The following is a 15,784-nucleotide window of genomic DNA, read 5'->3' on the forward strand; positions in this document are numbered from 1 at the left end:
TCATTTAGATTACAAGATAGGTAAATCAACTAAGCATCGTTTCAGCATAGTCAAACGACAAACTTGGATCAGCATTTAAGGTCAAATCCGCAAAAGGTTCGTGTTTTTGTAAAGCAACATGGGCCGCTGCCCCAATCATTGCCCCATTGTCACCACATAAGCGCAATGGTGGAAAGATCACTTCAACTTGATCTAAACCTGCCGCTGCCAAATGTGCGGCTAATTGTTCTCTTAAACCCTGGTTGGCAGCAACACCACCAGCAACAACTAGCTGTTTGACTGGGTATTGCTGTAATGCTTTAATCGTTTTACCTACTAATACATCGATCACACTGGCTTGAAAGCTAGCGGCCAAATCATTTTTTAACAATGCTTCCTGCTTTTGTTCGGCATGATGAACCGTATTAATAAATGCACTTTTTAAACCACTAAAACTAAAATCTAAGTTGTCCTCTTGCAACATCGCTCTGGGAAAGTCAAATGTATCTTTGCCCTCATGTGCCATAGCATCAATGGTTTTGCCGGCAGGATAAGGCACGCCGAGGACGCGACCAATCTTGTCATAGGCTTCGCCAGCAGCATCATCGCGCGTGTCACCGATAATTTCAAATTCACCTGGTGCGCGCAAATAAACTAATTCCGTGTGGCCACCGGAAACCAGCAAGGCCATTAACGGATAAGTCAATTCATGGACCAAACGAGCAGCATAGATATGACCAGCCATATGGTTGACCGGAATTAAAGGCAAGCTATGTGCGAAGCTAATGGCTTTCGCAGCTGAAATGCCAATCAATAAAGCGCCAACCAACCCTGGGCCAACGGTTACAGCGACTGCTTGTAGATCATCATAAGTCACTTGAGCTTCATCTAAGGCATCTTGAGCAGCAACCAGAATAGCCTCCACATGGTGACGACTGGCAACTTCAGGTACGACCCCACCAAAACGTTTATGGGAATTGATTTGGGTGGCAATAATATTACTTAAGATCGTTTGTCCATCCCTAACAACTGCAACACTTGTTTCATCACAACTAGATTCAATTGCCAAGATTAATTCATTCGTTGCCTTCACTGATTTCGCTCCTCTACTGGTAATATTTCATTCAATGCTTTACGCATTTCCATGGCATCGCTATGATCCATAACATAATAACCCCGTTTGACCGGGCCATCTTCAAAACCTAACTTGTGGTATAGCCCCTTCGCAATAACGTTGGTCGTCCGAACTTCTAATGTCATTGCCTGACTATCAAAAGAAATCGCCATGTCAATCATAAATTGCATTAGGTATTTTCCGACACCTTGACCTTGGTATTGGGGCGCAACAGCAATGTTCGTAATATGACTTTCACGTTTCGTAAACCAACAGCCAATAAAAGCAACTAATTTTTGTTCATCCCATAAGACTAAATATAAGGATAGCTCACGCTTGCGTAATTCACTCAAAAAAGCCATACGATCCCAAGGGGTTTGCCCATCATAGACAGACTGCTCCAAGCGTAACATCTCATCAACGTCATCGGTATCTGCTCTGGTTAGTTGAAATTGGTGCCCGTTGATCTGTGCGTTTTGATTTTCGAATTTGATGTCGATATGGGCATCTTCATGTTGAAACCAAGATCTAAACTTCTTGAACATACGGATCGTGTCCCTCATCTTTATGGTTACGTTGCCAATTGACCTCCGCTTCGGTTAATCGCAAGTAACTTGGTGTGAAATTATAAATATCTTTGATTGGTGTAGCATCAATTGCTGCTAAGCCAAGATTAGCAGCAGCCGGCAAATTTGCTGTCGTTGCTGCAAATTCAGCTTGATGGCCTAATTCTGCAAAAATTTGGCTCATGAATGGCTTGATTTCCCCAACAAATACGGCCTTTTCATTTAACTCTTTTATTTCAGCTAGCAGTCGTGTCAAACTGATATGACGATCACTGACAACATTTTCTAAGTGATTATCGTTAGTCAGCGTCCATTGATAAACACCAGCAAATACATTGTTGCGCCGGGCGTCCATCAATGGGACGATCAGCTGACTCCTTTGTTGAATGTTTCGTGCCAAAACTTCTAAGCTTGACAACGCAAACAAAGGTTTGTGTAAAGTCCAGGCAAAAGTTTTGGCTGTTGTAACGCCAATACGTAAGCCAGTATAGGACCCGGGCCCTTTAGCCACGGCGAAACCATCAATATCTTTAATTGTCAGCTGGCTTAATTTCAACAAATCATCAATCGTAGGCATCAACGTCTGACTGTGTGTAAACCCTTTGTTCAAGGTCACTTCTGATAATATTTGATCATCAGCTGTAATGGCAACACTCAAAGGTTTACTGGAGGTATCAATTGCAAGAATATTCATTATTTATCGTCCAAACTTTTAAATTTCAATCAACTGACTTAATTTATCACGATTTTGATTTAAATAAAAGTGAGATCACTTCACAAATCATAAATTCATTGGCCGCTCTTTTAATTCAACAATTGTTTTACGCCAATCCAAGAAACCTGCTTGCAGTCCACGCAGTAACATCTCGGCCGTTCCAATATTAGTTGCCAAAGGAATTTCATAAACATCACTTAACCGAATTAAGGCATTTACGTCAGGTTCATGGGGTTGTGCTGTTAAAGGGTCGCGTAAAAAGATCACTAAATCAATTTTATTTTCAGAAATTAAAGCACCAATTTGTTGATCACCGCCCAAAGGCCCCGACTTCATCTTTTCAATTCTTAAATCAGTAGCGTCCATGATTCGCTGCCCAGTAGCACCTGTTGCAAATAATTCATGCTGTTGCAAAATTGGCTCATAAGCTGTTGCTAAGCGTACCATTAAATCTTTTTTCTTATCGTGTGCAATCAACGCAATGCGCATAATAACCCTCCTATTTTCGAACAACTATATCTTTTATTCTACAACAAAGTAAATTTTTTTGTTGAGGTAGTTGCCGCCCTCCGCTAAAATACTAAAAGAAAGGAAGACAATTATGAAAAAAATACTAGCACTACATACTGGCGGTACGATCTCAATGTCTCAAAGCGACAATGGTGACGTGACGCCCAACGAAGTAAATCCTTTATTAACTGACAATTTTGAAGATCTGTTTGATCATAAAATAGAATTGATTTCTGAGGAAATCTTTAATTTGCCATCACCTCATATGGCGCCAGAGCAGATGTTACAACTTCACGATCGTATTCTTCAAGCTGAAAAAGCCGGCATCGATGGCGTTGTGATCACTCACGGTACCGATACCCTAGAAGAAACCGCCTATTTTTTAGATTTGACGCTACCAGATACGATTCCCGTCGTATTAACCGGTGCCATGCGTTCTTCCAATGAAATTGGCTCAGATGGTCTTTATAATTTTATTAGTGCGATCTGGACTGCTTATTCTGAAGAAGCTCGGAATAAGGGGGTCCTAGTCGTAATGAATGACGAAGTCCATACGGCTAGATATGTAACCAAAACACATACAACGAATGTATCTACGTTTCGAACCCCTACGTTTGGCCCCATCGGTTTAGTAGCCAAGCATCAAGTCCAGTTCTTTCAAGAACTAATTCGACTAGAAAATGTCCAGCTTGATCATGTGATTGATCACGTATATCTTGTCAAAGCTTATGCAGGTATGGATGCTCAACTATTAGAGGTTCTGGCTCAACCCAGCACGAATGGCATAGTTCTAGAAGCTTTGGGTGCTGGCAATATGCCACCTCAAACTTTACCTGCTTTAAAAAAGATCATTGATATGAACATTCCCGTAGTATTGGTTTCACGCTGTTTTAACGGTATTGCTGAAGACGTCTATGAGTACGAAGGTGGAGGTGTTGGCTTGAAAAAGATGGGCATCATCTTCTGCCGTGGCTTAAATGGCCAAAAGGCACGAATCAAATTGTTAGTCGGTCTAAGTGCTGGCATGAACAATGATCAAATTCGTCACTATTTAAGTGATGCCGTTTCCTGATAAAGCTGACCAGTTTAAGTCGTAAATTCGATATAAAATACGTTTAAAATTAAATGATTCGCAAATAACTAGAGGAGGCTGGGACATAAGTCTTTTTATACAGCCTAAAGTAAAAAATTCCTTGAGATCTGATCTCAAGGAATTTTTTGCTTTTATGTAGGCACGAAGTGCCTTCCAATGTTATTCTATAAGCGACAAAACTCTAGAAAGAAAAGGAGGACACTGTCGTGTATCAAAATTATAACAATAATCAGTTGCGTTTATCAATCCCTTTGGAGATCAATATCCCATCAAACCACGTTGCCGTTGCCATTAGTCATTTTGTCGATTCGATCCCGATAAATTAATTTACGAAAAGGCCATGACCTCTGGCCGCCCGGCTTATAATCCAGCAATGCTTTTAAAAGTCATCTTATTTGCCTATACCAGACAAACCTTTTCTGGCCGTAAGATAGAGGCTATGGCTCAAGAGAATATTCCGACTAAATGGTTGATCGGTGATCCAGATACCGTTCCTAGTTACCGTACCATCAATAGATTTCGTTCTTCCGACCAGATGAAGCGGTTGGTAGAGGCAATGTTCTTGAGCTTTCGGCAATTATTAAAAGCCCAAGGCTTGATCGATGATAGTGCATTATTCATCGATGGTACGAAACTACTTGCTGATGCCAACAAGTATACCTTCGTCTGGCGCAAGGCCTCCGAAAGGTTTGAAGGACAACTAGATAAAAAAATTGCTGGCCTTTATCAGGAACTCGTTCAAAATAAAGTTGATCTGGCAATGTCAGATGAAGCGCCAAAGACAGACTCAAAAACACTTGAAAAAACGTCCGAGCAGTTGACTAACGAAATCGAACGGTTAGATCAAGTGATTGCGACAGAGCCGATTATTCCCGGCGGTTCACCTAACAAACGCCTACGGCGAAAGTTCAAACATGACCGTCATTTAATCGACAGTGACTACCTACCTAGAAAACGTAAATATGAGTCTAACAATGCAATTTTTGGTGATCGAAATAGTTTTCTAAGACTGATCCGGATGCAACTTTTATGCGCATGAAAGAAGATGCAATGCAAAATGGTCAGTTGAAGCCAGGTTATAATCTTCAGATCGCGACTCAAAATCAGTTTGCACTATACTACGATATCAACCAACGACCAGCTGATCAAAGAACGCTGATCCCATTTTTACAATCTATGGATTTCCAAACAACACCAATAAAATATATTGTGGCAGATGCGGGCTACGGTAGTGAACAGAATTATAACTACATTGAAAACAAACTGACTGCACAAGCTCTGATCCCTTACGGGATGTTCGAAAAGAGCAGACTTGATCCTATCGACGTGATGCAAGTAAAATAATGAACTGGAACTATGATCCGATCAAAGATTACTATACTGACGAGCATGGCATCAAATTCCACTTTATTAGAGAAGGTCACCGCAAAGACAAGAGTGGTTTCGTGCGAAACCTTCGAACCTATCGTGCTCTAGATTATGACGACCCGGAGGGTTATTTCTATGCTCATACACCTGGAGGTAACCTGCGTCAGATCAACATCAATCCCAATTGGGAACACCATAAACAACAGATGCGTGAAAGACTAAAAGATAATGATGAAACAAAAGCAATTTATGCCTTGAGAAAAATCGAAGATGAACCATTCTTCGGAAATCTGAAGGCTAATTTGAAGTACCTACGAACCTCGGTTCGTGGGATTGAAAAGGTTACTACTGAAGCAGGAATTGCAATTATGGCAGCTAATCTGTTGAAACTGACCCTCAAAGTCAATGTTATTTTTAGAAAATCAATCGTTAAAAAAATAATCGTGGTTTTCAGATTCAATATCAGTCTGAAAACTACGATTATTTTATTTTGCGTGGCTTATGTCCCAGCCTCCTCATTGTATTTTATACCCTCATACTAACCTTTAACGTAAATGCCAGTGTATTTCACATTCAGTATTCACACGATCGGCCGTTTTGATCTGATGATAAGTCGTCACACTTTTATCCGATTCATCTGGCTCAACAATTACTGAACTAACGGGCGTTTCACCGTACTTAACCTCACGTTCATAGCGAATATCGATCGTATCGATCACATATTTTTTAATAAAAGCCAAATCCAGCGTATCAATCATCCAATCAAAATAATGAACATTATTAACATGTTGATTCGCATCAATATCAAAATAACGCACCCGATAAGGCTTCTGTTGAGCACCGGTATAATCTTTTTTAGGGATCCTAGGAAATTTTTTCACACTGCGAATTGGATCAGCAATCACATTTTTAACGATTTCTGGATCCACACGGACCATTTTTCGTGTTTTAAAACTCATCATAACCCAACTAGAATTAATATGTACTAATTCCTGCCCCATCGCGTCGGTCATTTGGTAGTCTCGATAAGAAAAAAACTGATTGTAGCTATCTGCCCATGAACTCAAAGTAACTGTCTCTTTTGACTTGGGAAAACGCTGAATATCAAAATGGTACTGGGTAATGACCCACCCCAACGCTTTTGCATGCATAACTTCGTCACCAGCGTTTAACTGATCTAATTGGTCATCTGCCACTGCCAACATAGCGTTAAGCATGGTTGAAACATGCCACTCTTGAAAAGTGTTGACTTCATAAAATGGGACGCGCTGGGTTCGGCTCAAGATTTGTCGTGCCACGCCGACTGCCACCTACTTTACTTAAATTGATGGTGTGGCTGAAACAGAACTAAAGTTTTGTCTTCAACCACCTATTAATTGCGACCATCTTTGGTTTAAACGTGTGCCAAAAGGCAACACCTTTTGACTTACTCTCTGTTTATTTAAATTTGATGAAATAGGTTATAAATCACCTGTTTTTTGCGTCCAACTTGCTTAGCAATCGTTTTGATGGCCACGTTAGGCTGCACGCCACGGTCGATTTCCGCCTGAATGGCCGCAATGATTTGTGCATCAGATAATTGTACTGGTGCCATTTCACCATCAGCACCAGCAACAATAAGCACAAATTCACCTTTCAAAACATGCTGGGTCAATTCCTCATTAATTGACCCAAGATCACTACGAATAAACTCTTCAAACTTCTTGGTCAATTCTCTGGCAACCACTACTTGCCGCTTCGATTCAAATACTTGGGCCATATTTTGTAATGTGTCTTCAATCCGAAAGGGGCTTTCATAAAAAATCATGGTCGCTGTTTCATTTTTGAGGTTCTGAAGTGCTTGACGCTGTTCTGATTTTTTACGTGGTAAGAACCCATAAAATAAAAACGGCTGTGGTTCAATACCCGAGGCAATCAATGCTGTTAAACCGGCATTGGGCCCGGGTAAAGGCACAACTGGAATATCCGCTGAAATGCAGGCCGCCACTAATTCTTTGCCCGGATCACTGATTGAAGGCATACCCGCATCAGATACTTGTGCAATAGATTGCCCACTCTGTAATTTTTCTAATAATTGAGGCAAACGTTGTTGTGTATTGTGCTCATGAAAAGATATTTGCTTCGTATCGATCTCAAAATGATTCAGTAATTTTTGCGTATTACGTGTATCTTCTGCTGCGATTAGATCCACATTTTTTAGTGTTTTTACGGCTCGAAATGTCATATCTTCTAAATTACCGATTGGTGTAGGTACCAAATACAACGTGCCTTTTGACCCATGCTGATCTATCTTTTGTGTTTCCAAACTAAAACCTCTACTTTAATCAAAGTTGATGCTGCCCATAAATCACGTCTAAGCAAAAAGCGCAAGGCTCGTTATTCTCCCGCCTAGAGCCATACATATAAGTACAAACATGAAATCCTTGTTCATATAACTTTTCAAGGTTTTGCCGCGATTTAGATAGACGCTGGGTATCATCATCTTTGCCATTTGCACCCTCGAGTTCTTGCAGCCGAGCACGTAAATGCGTGTTTTCAATCTTTAACTCGCTATTCTCTTCCAACACTTTTGCTAGGTCGTCTTGCATGCCAATTAGCTGATGCAATTGCGTTTCTTGAGCTTTTTGTAGTGCTTGTAATTGATCATAAAGATCTTCTTTTTGCAAGTGCGCACCTTCTTGCCTTCTTTTAATCAAGTTCCTCATTATGAATTGATAACTTTAACTTCTGAACTAGTATAATCCATTGGCACACTATGATCCGTTAACTGTACTTTGACCAAGTCAGCTAAAAAATTTAAGCCAACCACACGACCAATACCTTGTTCAGTCATAACCTTTTGGCCGTAATCTGGCAACGTCTGCCTAGCCTTCTCATAAACGGCATCTTCATACTGCAAGCAACACATCAAGCGACCGCAAAGACCAGAAATTTTAGTCGGGTTTAACGATAAATTCTGATTTTTAGCCATTTTAATGGATACTGGCACAAATTCACCTAAAAAAGTACTGCAGCACAATTGCCGGCCACAGGGACCGATGCCACCTAAAATTTTAGCTTCATCGCGAACCCCAATTTGACGTAATTCGATGCGCGTACGATAAATACTGGCCAAATCTCGGACAAGGTTCCGAAAATCAACGCGCTTGTCCGCCGTAAAGTAAAAAATTAATTTCTCTTTATCTAAAGAGTATTCGGCTTCGATCAACTTCATCTTCAAATGATGTTGCTGAGCCTTCTGCCGTGCAATAACCAATGCAGCCGCCGCTGCTTTTTGATTTTCTTGATTTAACTGTAACTCAGCTGCAGTAGCTGCATGTTCGATATTTAACGCATTAACTGGAACATCCGCGGCCATCATATTTTCAGCCATAACAGCAGTAACTTGGGCGATTATTTGCACACGGCCGTAACGGACAATGACAAATTCATTAACTGGATAATGAGCATCGGCAACACAAACTTTGTGAGTCGCATCACCGGAAAATTTGATTTCAAACAAATTCATTTGATCACCTTCTATTTTAACAACCTCAAGGTCAACGCTTCCAGAAAGTTTTCGAAACCAACATTCATTCGCAGCTGACGGGACATATCTAAGACTAAGTTTAACTGATCCGCCAATTCTTCAACCGTCTCATGCTGGGCGGCCTCAAATAATTGCTGTAGTGACGTATTCATGATTTCTTTCTTATCATACCTTACCTGCAATAAAAAATCATAAAAATTAATGATCATACTTAAGGCCAACTGCTGATCTTCGGTAGTCTTAGTCGCTGCCATAATCAAAGTTTGAACATAAATAAAAGCCTCATCATCGTGTTTGAATATTTTCAGCAGCCATTTCACAACCGCCGTCAAAAGCTGATTAAATGCCGCTGATTCTTGCCAAGCTTTTGCTTGTTGGTAATCTTGAGTTAATAAAGCCGCTAATTGTGCATTCTCCGGTGCTGAGCCCTGAGTTAAAAAGTTTTGATACACAGTTTGTTTCGATAATCCACGAAAATCAATAATCTGCATCCGCGATAAAATTGTTGGTAAAATTTGGCTTTTAGCTGTGGTGGTCAAAACAATCAAAGCATCACTGGCCGGCTCTTCCAGAAATTTAAGTAAACTATTACTAGCATTAACGGACATCTTTTCAGCATCTGTAACGATAAATACCCGTCGGTTACCTTCCATACCAGATTTATAAAGCTCGCTTTTAAGATAACGAATCGATTCAACTTTAATTGTCTGATTATCCGGTTTAATTTGAATCACATCAGGATGATTCCCTTGCTGAATTCGGCGACATTCTGAACATTGACCACAAGGGCGGCCTTGCTCAAGATGGTGACAGAACTGACTCATCGCTAGCCATTGAGCCAATTCATACTTACCAGACCCTGCTGGACCAGCAAAAAGGTAGCCTTGAGCCAAATGCTGCTTGGTAATGATCTGGGCAAACTGAGCTACTAGCTTAGGTTGAAGTTGTTCAATAATCAGAGCCATTAGAAACGATGAAATTGTTCCACAGGGACAACGAAAACAGTTGCACCGCCAACTTGAACCTCAATTGGATAAGACATGGATGAATCACCTGTAACATCAACATTTACGGGTGGGGCCATAAATTGATCTCTAGCATGTGAAGTTTCCCGAATAATCTTCAAAACATCTTCAACTCGCTCATCGTCAATACCAATAATAAACGTCGTATTACCTGATTTTAAGAAGCCACCTGTTGTTGAAAGTTTAGTTGCGCGCACATTAGCCTTTACAAATTCACTACTCAACGTATTTGCATCTTTATCTTGAACAATTGCCACAATTAGTTTCATTTGAATGCCTCCTTGAAAAGCTCTGGAAAGTGTTGGATCAATTGGCTCTGACAAGCCGAGACGACATCAGATAGCGTTTGGGTCGCGTCGATAACCACGATACGCTGAGGATACTTCGCCGCTAACCGTAAATATGAGGCGCGCACACGCTCATGGAAAGCTAAAGTTTCTTGATCCAAGCGATCATTTTGATTTTGCCGGTACTTTTGGATCCGTTGCAGCCCAACTTCAACTGGTCCATCTAACAATAAGGTTAAATCAGGTAGCAAGCCCTTAGTCGCAAATAAATTCAAATTATAAACCGCTTGTTCACCGACTTCATGACCAGCGCCTTGATAAGCGACTGAGCTATCCACAAATCGATCTGAGAAAACAATTTGATCAGCTGCCAATGCCGGTTCTACAACCTCTGCCATATGTTGGCGTCGTGCGGCTGCAAACAGCAATGCTTCTGTGCGATCATCCATTTGTGTGTTGTTAACGTCTAATAAAATGTGCCGAATCTCTTCGGCTATTTTACTGCCACCAGGCTCCCTTGTTTCCAATATAGGACGTTGACTGATATGTGTTAATTTAGGTAATAGTGCTTTTAACACTGATGTTTTACCCATGCCATCAGGGCCTTCAAGGGTGATAAATATTCCTGGCATCTAAATTCCTCAATTCATTAATTGAAATATACTTTCATTTTACTGGAAACATTAGTTGGCTTCAAGAAGTCTAAAAAGCCAATTTTCTTAATAAAAAACTTGAGTTCAAGACCAAAACTGTTTTTAATTAAAACCGTTTACGTCTGTACTCAAGTTTCTAAAGTTACTGGAACATATCTGGGGCGATCCGTTTACTGGAAACACGCCGGCGTCGGATTTCTTTGTAGATATAATCGTATTTTGCTTTCTGTAACAGTAACTGGGGATCTTGCCCACCCGCACCGTTAACCGCTAATGAGTCAACTTCTGTATAGGAGAGAATCTCTTCACGTAAAACAAAAGCGAGATCTAGTAATTCCTGGTCAGCTTGTTGGCGAATAGAAGTTTTTTTATTACGGAAAAATCCCATCATTACATCTCCTGTCTGCCTTCCACTGCTTTTAGTAAAGTCATTTCATCCGCATATTCAATATCACTGCCGACAGATAAACCATGAGCTAAGCGTGTCACTTTGATCCCAGCTGGTTTGATCAGCCGGGAAATATACATAGCTGTGGCTTCACCTTCTGGCGTGGCATTCGTCGCAATAATGACCTCTTTGATCGGTGTTTTTTGCAGACGTTTGATCAAAGACTTAATATTGATGTCTTCTGGGCCAGTCCCTTCCATAGGCGATAATACCCCATGTAAAACGTGATACAGGCCATGATAATCATTCATTTTTTCTAGGGCCATAACATCTTTAGGCTGCTCTACCACGATCACTACTGATTGATCACGGCTTTTATCACGGCAAATATCACAAGGATCAGATTCAGTAATGTTGCCGCAAATACTACAATAATGCAGATCTTTTTTGGCGGCTATTAAGCTCTTAGCAAAAGCCTGCACATCATCAGTCTGCATATCGATCGTATAAAAAGCCAATCTCGTTGCCGTTTTGCTGCCAATTCCTGGCAATTTCATGTAACTATCGATCAACTTGGCAATTGGTTCAGGATACTGCATAAGCCAGCTCCTTTCCGATTACATTGGCATGCCTTTAGTGAACTTACCTAATTTCTTTTCGGTTGCTTGATCGATTTGATTCATCGCATCATTCACGGCGGCAATCACTAAATCTTGCAACATATCTGGATCATCTGGATCTATTGCTTCAGGATTGATCTGCATATCTTTCATTTTCTTATCGCCTGTAAAAACGACTTTGACCATCTCATCAGGGGCTGAAGCGCTAAACTCTGTTGCGTGCAATTCTTCTTGTGCCTTACCCATTTCTTTTTGCATCTTTTGCATTTGTTTCATCATACCTTGCATATTTCCTGGCATACCACGCATTATGACCGACTCCTTTTATTTAATCTTCATGGACTTCAACAATATCTTTTCCAAACAATTCTAACGCTTTTTTCGTTCCTTTGGGCACTTTTTCAGCCTCATTTTCGGCTGCTGGTGCACCAGACTGGCCGTTTGCTGATTTTAACCGATCAGTTTGCAAATATTCCTTACGAATGACCGGCCAATCTTCATGCGGTACTAAAACAATCTCTGGTGGATCACCCAATAACTTATTTAAACCAGCTTTAAGTTCATCAAGTAAATCCTGATCATTCATGACCCGTTCAAAGAATAATTGATAATCAAACGCTACTATAACACCATGTTCATTAGCGGCAACCGGCCGAGAAACATTCATGACTGCTCGCTTAGTAATCGACAACATGTTCATCAAATCTGGCCAAACTTCTTTAAACCGGTTCAAGGCTTGTCTCGTTGCTGAATCAAGAATTGGATAGATTGCGGCTTTATTGACTTTGACCTTGTGCGGTGTACTTGTTGTTGCTCGGTTTTGACGCTTGGGTTTGCTAGACGTGCCTTTAGACAGCTGCTGAACTTGCTGGCTCAATGCCTTAACCTGATCCTCTAACTTAGATACCATCGCGTCGGGTGCCGCAGCTGCTGGCTCTGCTGCCGTCGTCGAATCCAAATGTACTTTAGATTCGGTCGAATTTTGTGCAGCACTTAATTTTATCATTAAGACTTCCAAATAGATATCTGGATGGTTTGTGAAACGCAGTTGCTGCTGCACATCATCTAAAATATCAATCATTCGGTAAAGCCGTGCTGCGAGAAAAGTCTGACTTAGCTTTTTGAAGCCATCTGAAACGTTCGTAAGTTCAGTTTCAGCAATGACTTGAGGTGCCTGCTGATAGACCAATAAATTACGGCAATAATCAATCAGATCCTCTAATAGTCGCTGTTCATCTTTCCCATCAGCCAAAATCTGATGTAGTTGGGTCAATGCCTGAGCTGTATCATTAGCCTGAATTGTCCCCATTAACGTATCTATCTGTGTCTGTGATAGATCCCCAGTGACATCTAAGACATTCGTCATTGTTAATTTGTTATCACTGAAAGAAAGTACTTGATCCAAGATACTTAACGCATCTCGCATCCCGCCTTCACTAGCTTTCGCCACCATCTTGAGGGCCTCTTGGTCAAAATCGATGCCTTTTTCTTTTAAGATATAAGCCATCCGCTGGTAACTATCTTGGGGTGTGATACGTTTAAAATCAAATCTTTGCGTTCGCGAAATAATCGTTGCCGGAATTTTATAAGGCTCTGTTGTTGCCAAAATAAAAACAACATTAGCCGGCGGTTCTTCTAAAGTCTTAAGTAAAGCATTAAAGGCGCCCGTAGACAACATATGCACTTCATCAATGATATAAATTTTATAAGTTGCTTCAGTCGGCGCGTATTTGGCTTTATCCCGAATATTACGGATTTCTTCAACACCATTGTTGGAAGCCGCATCAATTTCAATCACATCATTAAGTGTTCCTGCCGTAATTGCTTTACAGATTGCGCATTCATTGCAAGGTTCGCCATCTTTTTGATTTGGACAATTGATGGCCTTTGCAAAAATCTTTGCCGCCGAGGTCTTCCCAGTACCACGAGGCCCGGCGAATAAATAAGCATGACTGGTTTGTCCAGTGACGATTGCATTTTTTAACGTTCGTGTGATCATTTCTTGCCCAACGATATCTGCAAATCGTTGCGGTCGCCAAACCCGATATAACGCTTGATAACTCAAAGGGTCACCCTCCTTTTCAAGTTACCGATAACAATAAACATCATAGCATAAATTCTATAAATATTGTGACGAAAAAGTGGCCGAAAACAAAACGACTGTTTTGTCCCGGCCACCCAGCTTAATTTCTCATAAAACATAAGACACATGCCTCAGCAAACTTAGTGCTGCTTCCTTCCGGACCTGACACGGTTCATAAGTAAGACATTGTCTTATGGCCTTACGGCGTAAAATATTATATCGCAGTTTTAAAAAAAACACAATGCTAATCTTGAAACACATGTATCCTAAAACAACCACCACTTGGCACGAGGTATTGTACCACCTTGCTAAAATTAATGTGGCCGTTTACCAGCTTGCCGTTGTCGCCGAATCTTTCGAAAAAAATCGGTTAATAACTGCCCGCAGACATCACTTTCAATGCCGCCAATAACTTGCGGATGATGATTCAAGGGCCGTAAAGCAAAAACATCAGTCACACTAAAAGCAGCGCCAGCTTTAGGATCAAAGGCGCCATAATAAACACTATCCAAACGGCTATTGATAATTGCGCCTGCACACATTAAACAAGGTTCCAAAGTGACAAAAAGATCCATACCGCTCAACCGCCAGCTATGTTTAGCTTGACAAGCTGCATTAATAGCCAGTATTTCCGCATGGGCTAAAGCATTTTGTGATAATTCACGATGATTAAAACTGCGCGCCACGATTGTCCCATGGTCCACAACAATTGCCCCAATTGGCACTTCATCCACTGCCGCCGCTTTTTTAGCTTCCACAATTGCTTCATGCATATAATAATCAACCGCTTGCTGATCTTGAATGATCTCAATCACTCCAATAACTTAGAAATCTAGATACCTAATATCTAGGTACTGAGGTGTTATTTTGAATTGCCTGCTGAAATTCACTCCATTGACCAGATGCTTCCGCAACAATATGTTCCGATTGATCAATTGTTGTCGTTATATTTTTGATCAAGCGCTTTATCGCGACACTTGATAAATGATCCACCATATGCTCCAATTGGTGCTCATCGTTAATATATGTCTGCAGCCAATGTTTCAACTGTTGCTTTCGTTTCATATCCAGCACATGTTTGGTGATCCGCGTCGTTGTCAAATACATAATTGAACCACTGGCACCTAGAACAGCAGCAACTTTTAAAGCGTGCTTTTTGGTCTGATCCATCAGATCATCCTCCCTTATTGTAAAATACACCATAAATATTAATTTTAAAATACCAAAAAAGATTGATAAAAGCTTAAGCTATTTCTTAAAACTTTGTAAAATATAATATCCCTTATCGCGCTTGAGGACTTGGCAGTTGCCAAAAGCTGCAGTTAAGAGCCGTTTTGCGGAGGGCGCCCCTTGCTTTTTTTGCAGGACAGCTAATAATTGACCCCCAGGTAGTAAATGTGCTTCAGCCTCCTGTAAGATACGGTCAACAACTGCTTTACCAGCTCGAATCGGTGGATTCGTCAAAATGGCGGCATAAGTATCCTGAACTTGAGCATAGCCATCAGAAGTCTTGATTTGAACATTTTCGATTCGATTTGCAACGGCGTTTTCTTTCGCTAACTGCAGTGCACGCTGGTTCACATCAGTCAACGTGACTTGACGTTCAGGAAAATATTTAGCTAACGCCAAGCCAATTGGACCATAGCCACACCCGACATCTAATATCGGTCCTGATATAACCTTGACTTCAGGTATCACAGATAGTAAAACTCGGGATCCAAAATCCACTGTATGTCTCGAAAAAACACTGCTATCCGTGGTAAATGTCAGTAAATTACCTAAAAGATCAAAGTCAAACCTGGCCCGATCATGGGCAGCGGTAGGTTCATTACTATAATAGTGATCACTCATAGA

Annotated in this window: 22 protein-coding genes and 1 other RNA gene; 4 read left to right on the forward strand and 19 right to left on the reverse strand. The window is 40.9% G+C overall.

From position 1 onward, the window contains the following. Window positions 1-25: 25 nt before the first annotated feature. The 4 genes from tsaD to mgsA form a co-directional block, all read right to left on the reverse strand. Window positions 26-1,072 (reverse strand): tRNA (adenosine(37)-N6)-threonylcarbamoyltransferase complex transferase subunit TsaD, encoded by a 1,047-nt coding sequence (gene tsaD, locus ACNAN0_RS08930; RefSeq protein WP_230914716.1) that lies wholly within the window; start codon window positions 1,070-1,072, stop codon window positions 26-28. After that, window positions 1,069-1,638 (reverse strand): ribosomal protein S18-alanine N-acetyltransferase, encoded by a 570-nt coding sequence (gene rimI, locus ACNAN0_RS08935; protein WP_230914715.1) that lies wholly within the window; start codon window positions 1,636-1,638, stop codon window positions 1,069-1,071. The genes tsaD and rimI overlap by 4 nt, the downstream gene beginning before the upstream one ends. After that, a complete protein-coding gene (gene tsaB, locus ACNAN0_RS08940) occupies window positions 1,622-2,353 on the reverse strand; it encodes a tRNA (adenosine(37)-N6)-threonylcarbamoyltransferase complex dimerization subunit type 1 TsaB (protein WP_230914714.1) in 732 nt (243 codons plus the stop codon). The genes rimI and tsaB overlap by 17 nt, the downstream gene beginning before the upstream one ends. An 87-nt stretch (window positions 2,354-2,440) precedes the next feature. After that, on the reverse strand, window positions 2,441-2,863 hold the full coding sequence (mgsA, locus tag ACNAN0_RS08945) for a methylglyoxal synthase (RefSeq protein WP_230914713.1): 423 nt from the start codon (window positions 2,861-2,863) through the stop codon (window positions 2,441-2,443). 112 nt (window positions 2,864-2,975) lie between these two features. Between mgsA and ACNAN0_RS08950 the strand changes: the two genes are divergently transcribed. The 4 genes from ACNAN0_RS08950 to ACNAN0_RS08965 all read left to right on the forward strand — a co-directional run bounded on the left by ACNAN0_RS08950 (window position 2,976) and on the right by ACNAN0_RS08965 (window position 5,887). After that, on the forward strand, window positions 2,976-3,956 hold the full coding sequence (locus ACNAN0_RS08950; protein WP_230914712.1) for an asparaginase: 981 nt from the start codon (window positions 2,976-2,978) through the stop codon (window positions 3,954-3,956). A gap of 361 nt (window positions 3,957-4,317) precedes the next feature. Then, on the forward strand, window positions 4,318-5,016 hold the full coding sequence (locus ACNAN0_RS08955; RefSeq protein ID WP_416353120.1) for a transposase: 699 nt from the start codon (window positions 4,318-4,320) through the stop codon (window positions 5,014-5,016). Continuing rightward, window positions 5,007-5,321 (forward strand): transposase, encoded by a 315-nt coding sequence (locus ACNAN0_RS08960; protein WP_416353121.1) that lies wholly within the window; start codon window positions 5,007-5,009, stop codon window positions 5,319-5,321. Before ACNAN0_RS08955 ends, ACNAN0_RS08960 begins: the two co-directional genes overlap by 10 nt. After that, entirely contained in the window at window positions 5,321-5,887 is a 567-nt protein-coding gene (locus ACNAN0_RS08965; RefSeq protein ID WP_416353122.1) for a transposase, read from the forward strand. The genes ACNAN0_RS08960 and ACNAN0_RS08965 overlap by 1 nt, the downstream gene beginning before the upstream one ends. Before the next feature lie 3 nt (window positions 5,888-5,890). Here the strand turns inward: ACNAN0_RS08965 and ACNAN0_RS08970 are convergent, their stop codons facing one another. From ACNAN0_RS08970 to ACNAN0_RS09040, 15 genes are all read right to left on the reverse strand, one after another. Beyond that, entirely contained in the window at window positions 5,891-6,643 is a 753-nt protein-coding gene (locus tag ACNAN0_RS08970; protein WP_416353123.1) for an acyl-[acyl-carrier-protein] thioesterase, read from the reverse strand. A gap of 143 nt (window positions 6,644-6,786) precedes the next feature. Next, window positions 6,787-7,650, reverse strand: a complete 864-nt coding sequence (gene rsmI / locus ACNAN0_RS08975) for a 16S rRNA (cytidine(1402)-2'-O)-methyltransferase (protein ID WP_416353124.1) — start codon at window positions 7,648-7,650, stop codon at window positions 6,787-6,789. Window positions 7,651-7,669: 19 nt separating this feature from the next. Next, window positions 7,670-8,011, reverse strand: a complete 342-nt coding sequence (locus ACNAN0_RS08980; RefSeq protein WP_230912678.1) for a DNA replication initiation control protein YabA — start codon at window positions 8,009-8,011, stop codon at window positions 7,670-7,672. 38 nt (window positions 8,012-8,049) lie between these two features. Next, window positions 8,050-8,853 (reverse strand): stage 0 sporulation family protein, encoded by an 804-nt coding sequence (locus ACNAN0_RS08985; protein ID WP_330166062.1) that lies wholly within the window; start codon window positions 8,851-8,853, stop codon window positions 8,050-8,052. A gap of 11 nt (window positions 8,854-8,864) precedes the next feature. Beyond that, complete coding sequence (gene holB, locus ACNAN0_RS08990) at window positions 8,865-9,839, reverse strand: DNA polymerase III subunit delta' (protein WP_230912677.1); 975 nt, start codon at window positions 9,837-9,839, stop codon at window positions 8,865-8,867. Next, complete coding sequence (locus tag ACNAN0_RS08995; protein ID WP_230912676.1) at window positions 9,839-10,168, reverse strand: cyclic-di-AMP receptor; 330 nt, start codon at window positions 10,166-10,168, stop codon at window positions 9,839-9,841. Before ACNAN0_RS08995 ends, holB begins: the two co-directional genes overlap by 1 nt. After that, complete coding sequence (gene tmk, locus ACNAN0_RS09000; RefSeq protein WP_230912675.1) at window positions 10,165-10,818, reverse strand: dTMP kinase; 654 nt, start codon at window positions 10,816-10,818, stop codon at window positions 10,165-10,167. The genes ACNAN0_RS08995 and tmk overlap by 4 nt, the downstream gene beginning before the upstream one ends. A gap of 163 nt (window positions 10,819-10,981) precedes the next feature. After that, the gene (locus ACNAN0_RS09005) at window positions 10,982-11,227 is read right to left on the reverse strand and encodes a DUF2508 family protein (protein WP_230912674.1); all 246 of its coding nucleotides are present in this window, start codon (window positions 11,225-11,227) and stop codon (window positions 10,982-10,984) included. A gap of 2 nt (window positions 11,228-11,229) precedes the next feature. Further along, complete coding sequence (gene recR, locus ACNAN0_RS09010) at window positions 11,230-11,826, reverse strand: recombination mediator RecR (protein ID WP_230912673.1); 597 nt, start codon at window positions 11,824-11,826, stop codon at window positions 11,230-11,232. An 18-nt stretch (window positions 11,827-11,844) separates the two neighbouring features. Next, entirely contained in the window at window positions 11,845-12,156 is a 312-nt protein-coding gene (locus ACNAN0_RS09015; protein WP_416353125.1) for a YbaB/EbfC family nucleoid-associated protein, read from the reverse strand. 19 nt (window positions 12,157-12,175) lie between these two features. Next, a complete protein-coding gene (dnaX, locus tag ACNAN0_RS09020; RefSeq protein WP_416353126.1) occupies window positions 12,176-13,912 on the reverse strand; it encodes a DNA polymerase III subunit gamma/tau in 1,737 nt (578 codons plus the stop codon). A gap of 124 nt (window positions 13,913-14,036) precedes the next feature. Next, window positions 14,037-14,134, reverse strand: an RNA gene (gene ffs / locus ACNAN0_RS09025) — signal recognition particle sRNA small type. A 110-nt stretch (window positions 14,135-14,244) separates the two neighbouring features. Further along, window positions 14,245-14,733 carry a nucleoside deaminase gene (locus ACNAN0_RS09030; protein WP_407929109.1) on the reverse strand — a complete coding sequence of 163 codons (489 nt, stop codon included), beginning with the start codon at window positions 14,731-14,733 and terminating at the stop codon, window positions 14,245-14,247. Window positions 14,734-14,770: 37 nt separating this feature from the next. Beyond that, window positions 14,771-15,100, reverse strand: coding sequence for a hypothetical protein (locus tag ACNAN0_RS09035; RefSeq protein ID WP_230912670.1), 330 nt, complete (start codon window positions 15,098-15,100; stop codon window positions 14,771-14,773). A 78-nt stretch (window positions 15,101-15,178) separates the two neighbouring features. Beyond that, the gene (locus ACNAN0_RS09040; protein ID WP_230912669.1) at window positions 15,179-15,781 is read right to left on the reverse strand and encodes a class I SAM-dependent methyltransferase; all 603 of its coding nucleotides are present in this window, start codon (window positions 15,779-15,781) and stop codon (window positions 15,179-15,181) included. Window positions 15,782-15,784 lie beyond the last annotated feature (3 nt).

Origin of the sequence: Agrilactobacillus fermenti, assembly GCF_047943045.1 — a bacterium.
In the GTDB taxonomy this organism is placed as follows: Bacteria; Bacillota; Bacilli; order Lactobacillales; family Lactobacillaceae; genus Agrilactobacillus; species Agrilactobacillus fermenti.

Bases quoted from the DNA above. Each gene is read 5' to 3' on its own strand.
- ACNAN0_RS08995 (WP_230912676.1), bottom strand. From the start codon at position 10,168: ATGAAACTAATTGTGGCAATTGTTCAAGATAAAGATGCAAATACGTTG.
- mgsA (WP_230914713.1), bottom strand. From the start codon at position 2,863: ATGCGCATTGCGTTGATTGCACACGATAAGAAAAAAGATTTAATGGTA.
- tmk (WP_230912675.1), bottom strand. From the start codon at position 10,818: ATGCCAGGAATATTTATCACCCTTGAAGGCCCTGATGGCATGGGTAAA.
- ACNAN0_RS09005 (WP_230912674.1), bottom strand. From the start codon at position 11,227: ATGGGATTTTTCCGTAATAAAAAAACTTCTATTCGCCAACAAGCTGAC.
- holB (WP_230912677.1), bottom strand. From the start codon at position 9,839: ATGGCTCTGATTATTGAACAACTTCAACCTAAGCTAGTAGCTCAGTTT.
- ACNAN0_RS08955 (WP_416353120.1), top strand. From the start codon at position 4,318: ATGACCTCTGGCCGCCCGGCTTATAATCCAGCAATGCTTTTAAAAGTC.
- ACNAN0_RS09040 (WP_230912669.1), bottom strand. From the start codon at position 15,781: ATGAGTGATCACTATTATAGTAATGAACCTACCGCTGCCCATGATCGG.
- ACNAN0_RS09015 (WP_416353125.1), bottom strand. From the start codon at position 12,156: ATGCGTGGTATGCCAGGAAATATGCAAGGTATGATGAAACAAATGCAA.
- ACNAN0_RS08960 (WP_416353121.1), top strand. From the start codon at position 5,007: ATGCGCATGAAAGAAGATGCAATGCAAAATGGTCAGTTGAAGCCAGGT.
- recR (WP_230912673.1), bottom strand. From the start codon at position 11,826: ATGCAGTATCCTGAACCAATTGCCAAGTTGATCGATAGTTACATGAAA.
- rimI (WP_230914715.1), bottom strand. From the start codon at position 1,638: ATGTTCAAGAAGTTTAGATCTTGGTTTCAACATGAAGATGCCCATATC.
- ACNAN0_RS08985 (WP_330166062.1), bottom strand. From the start codon at position 8,853: ATGAATTTGTTTGAAATCAAATTTTCCGGTGATGCGACTCACAAAGTT.
- ACNAN0_RS09035 (WP_230912670.1), bottom strand. From the start codon at position 15,100: ATGGATCAGACCAAAAAGCACGCTTTAAAAGTTGCTGCTGTTCTAGGT.
- tsaB (WP_230914714.1), bottom strand. From the start codon at position 2,353: ATGAATATTCTTGCAATTGATACCTCCAGTAAACCTTTGAGTGTTGCC.
- ACNAN0_RS08950 (WP_230914712.1), top strand. From the start codon at position 2,976: ATGAAAAAAATACTAGCACTACATACTGGCGGTACGATCTCAATGTCT.
- ACNAN0_RS08965 (WP_416353122.1), top strand. From the start codon at position 5,321: ATGAACTGGAACTATGATCCGATCAAAGATTACTATACTGACGAGCAT.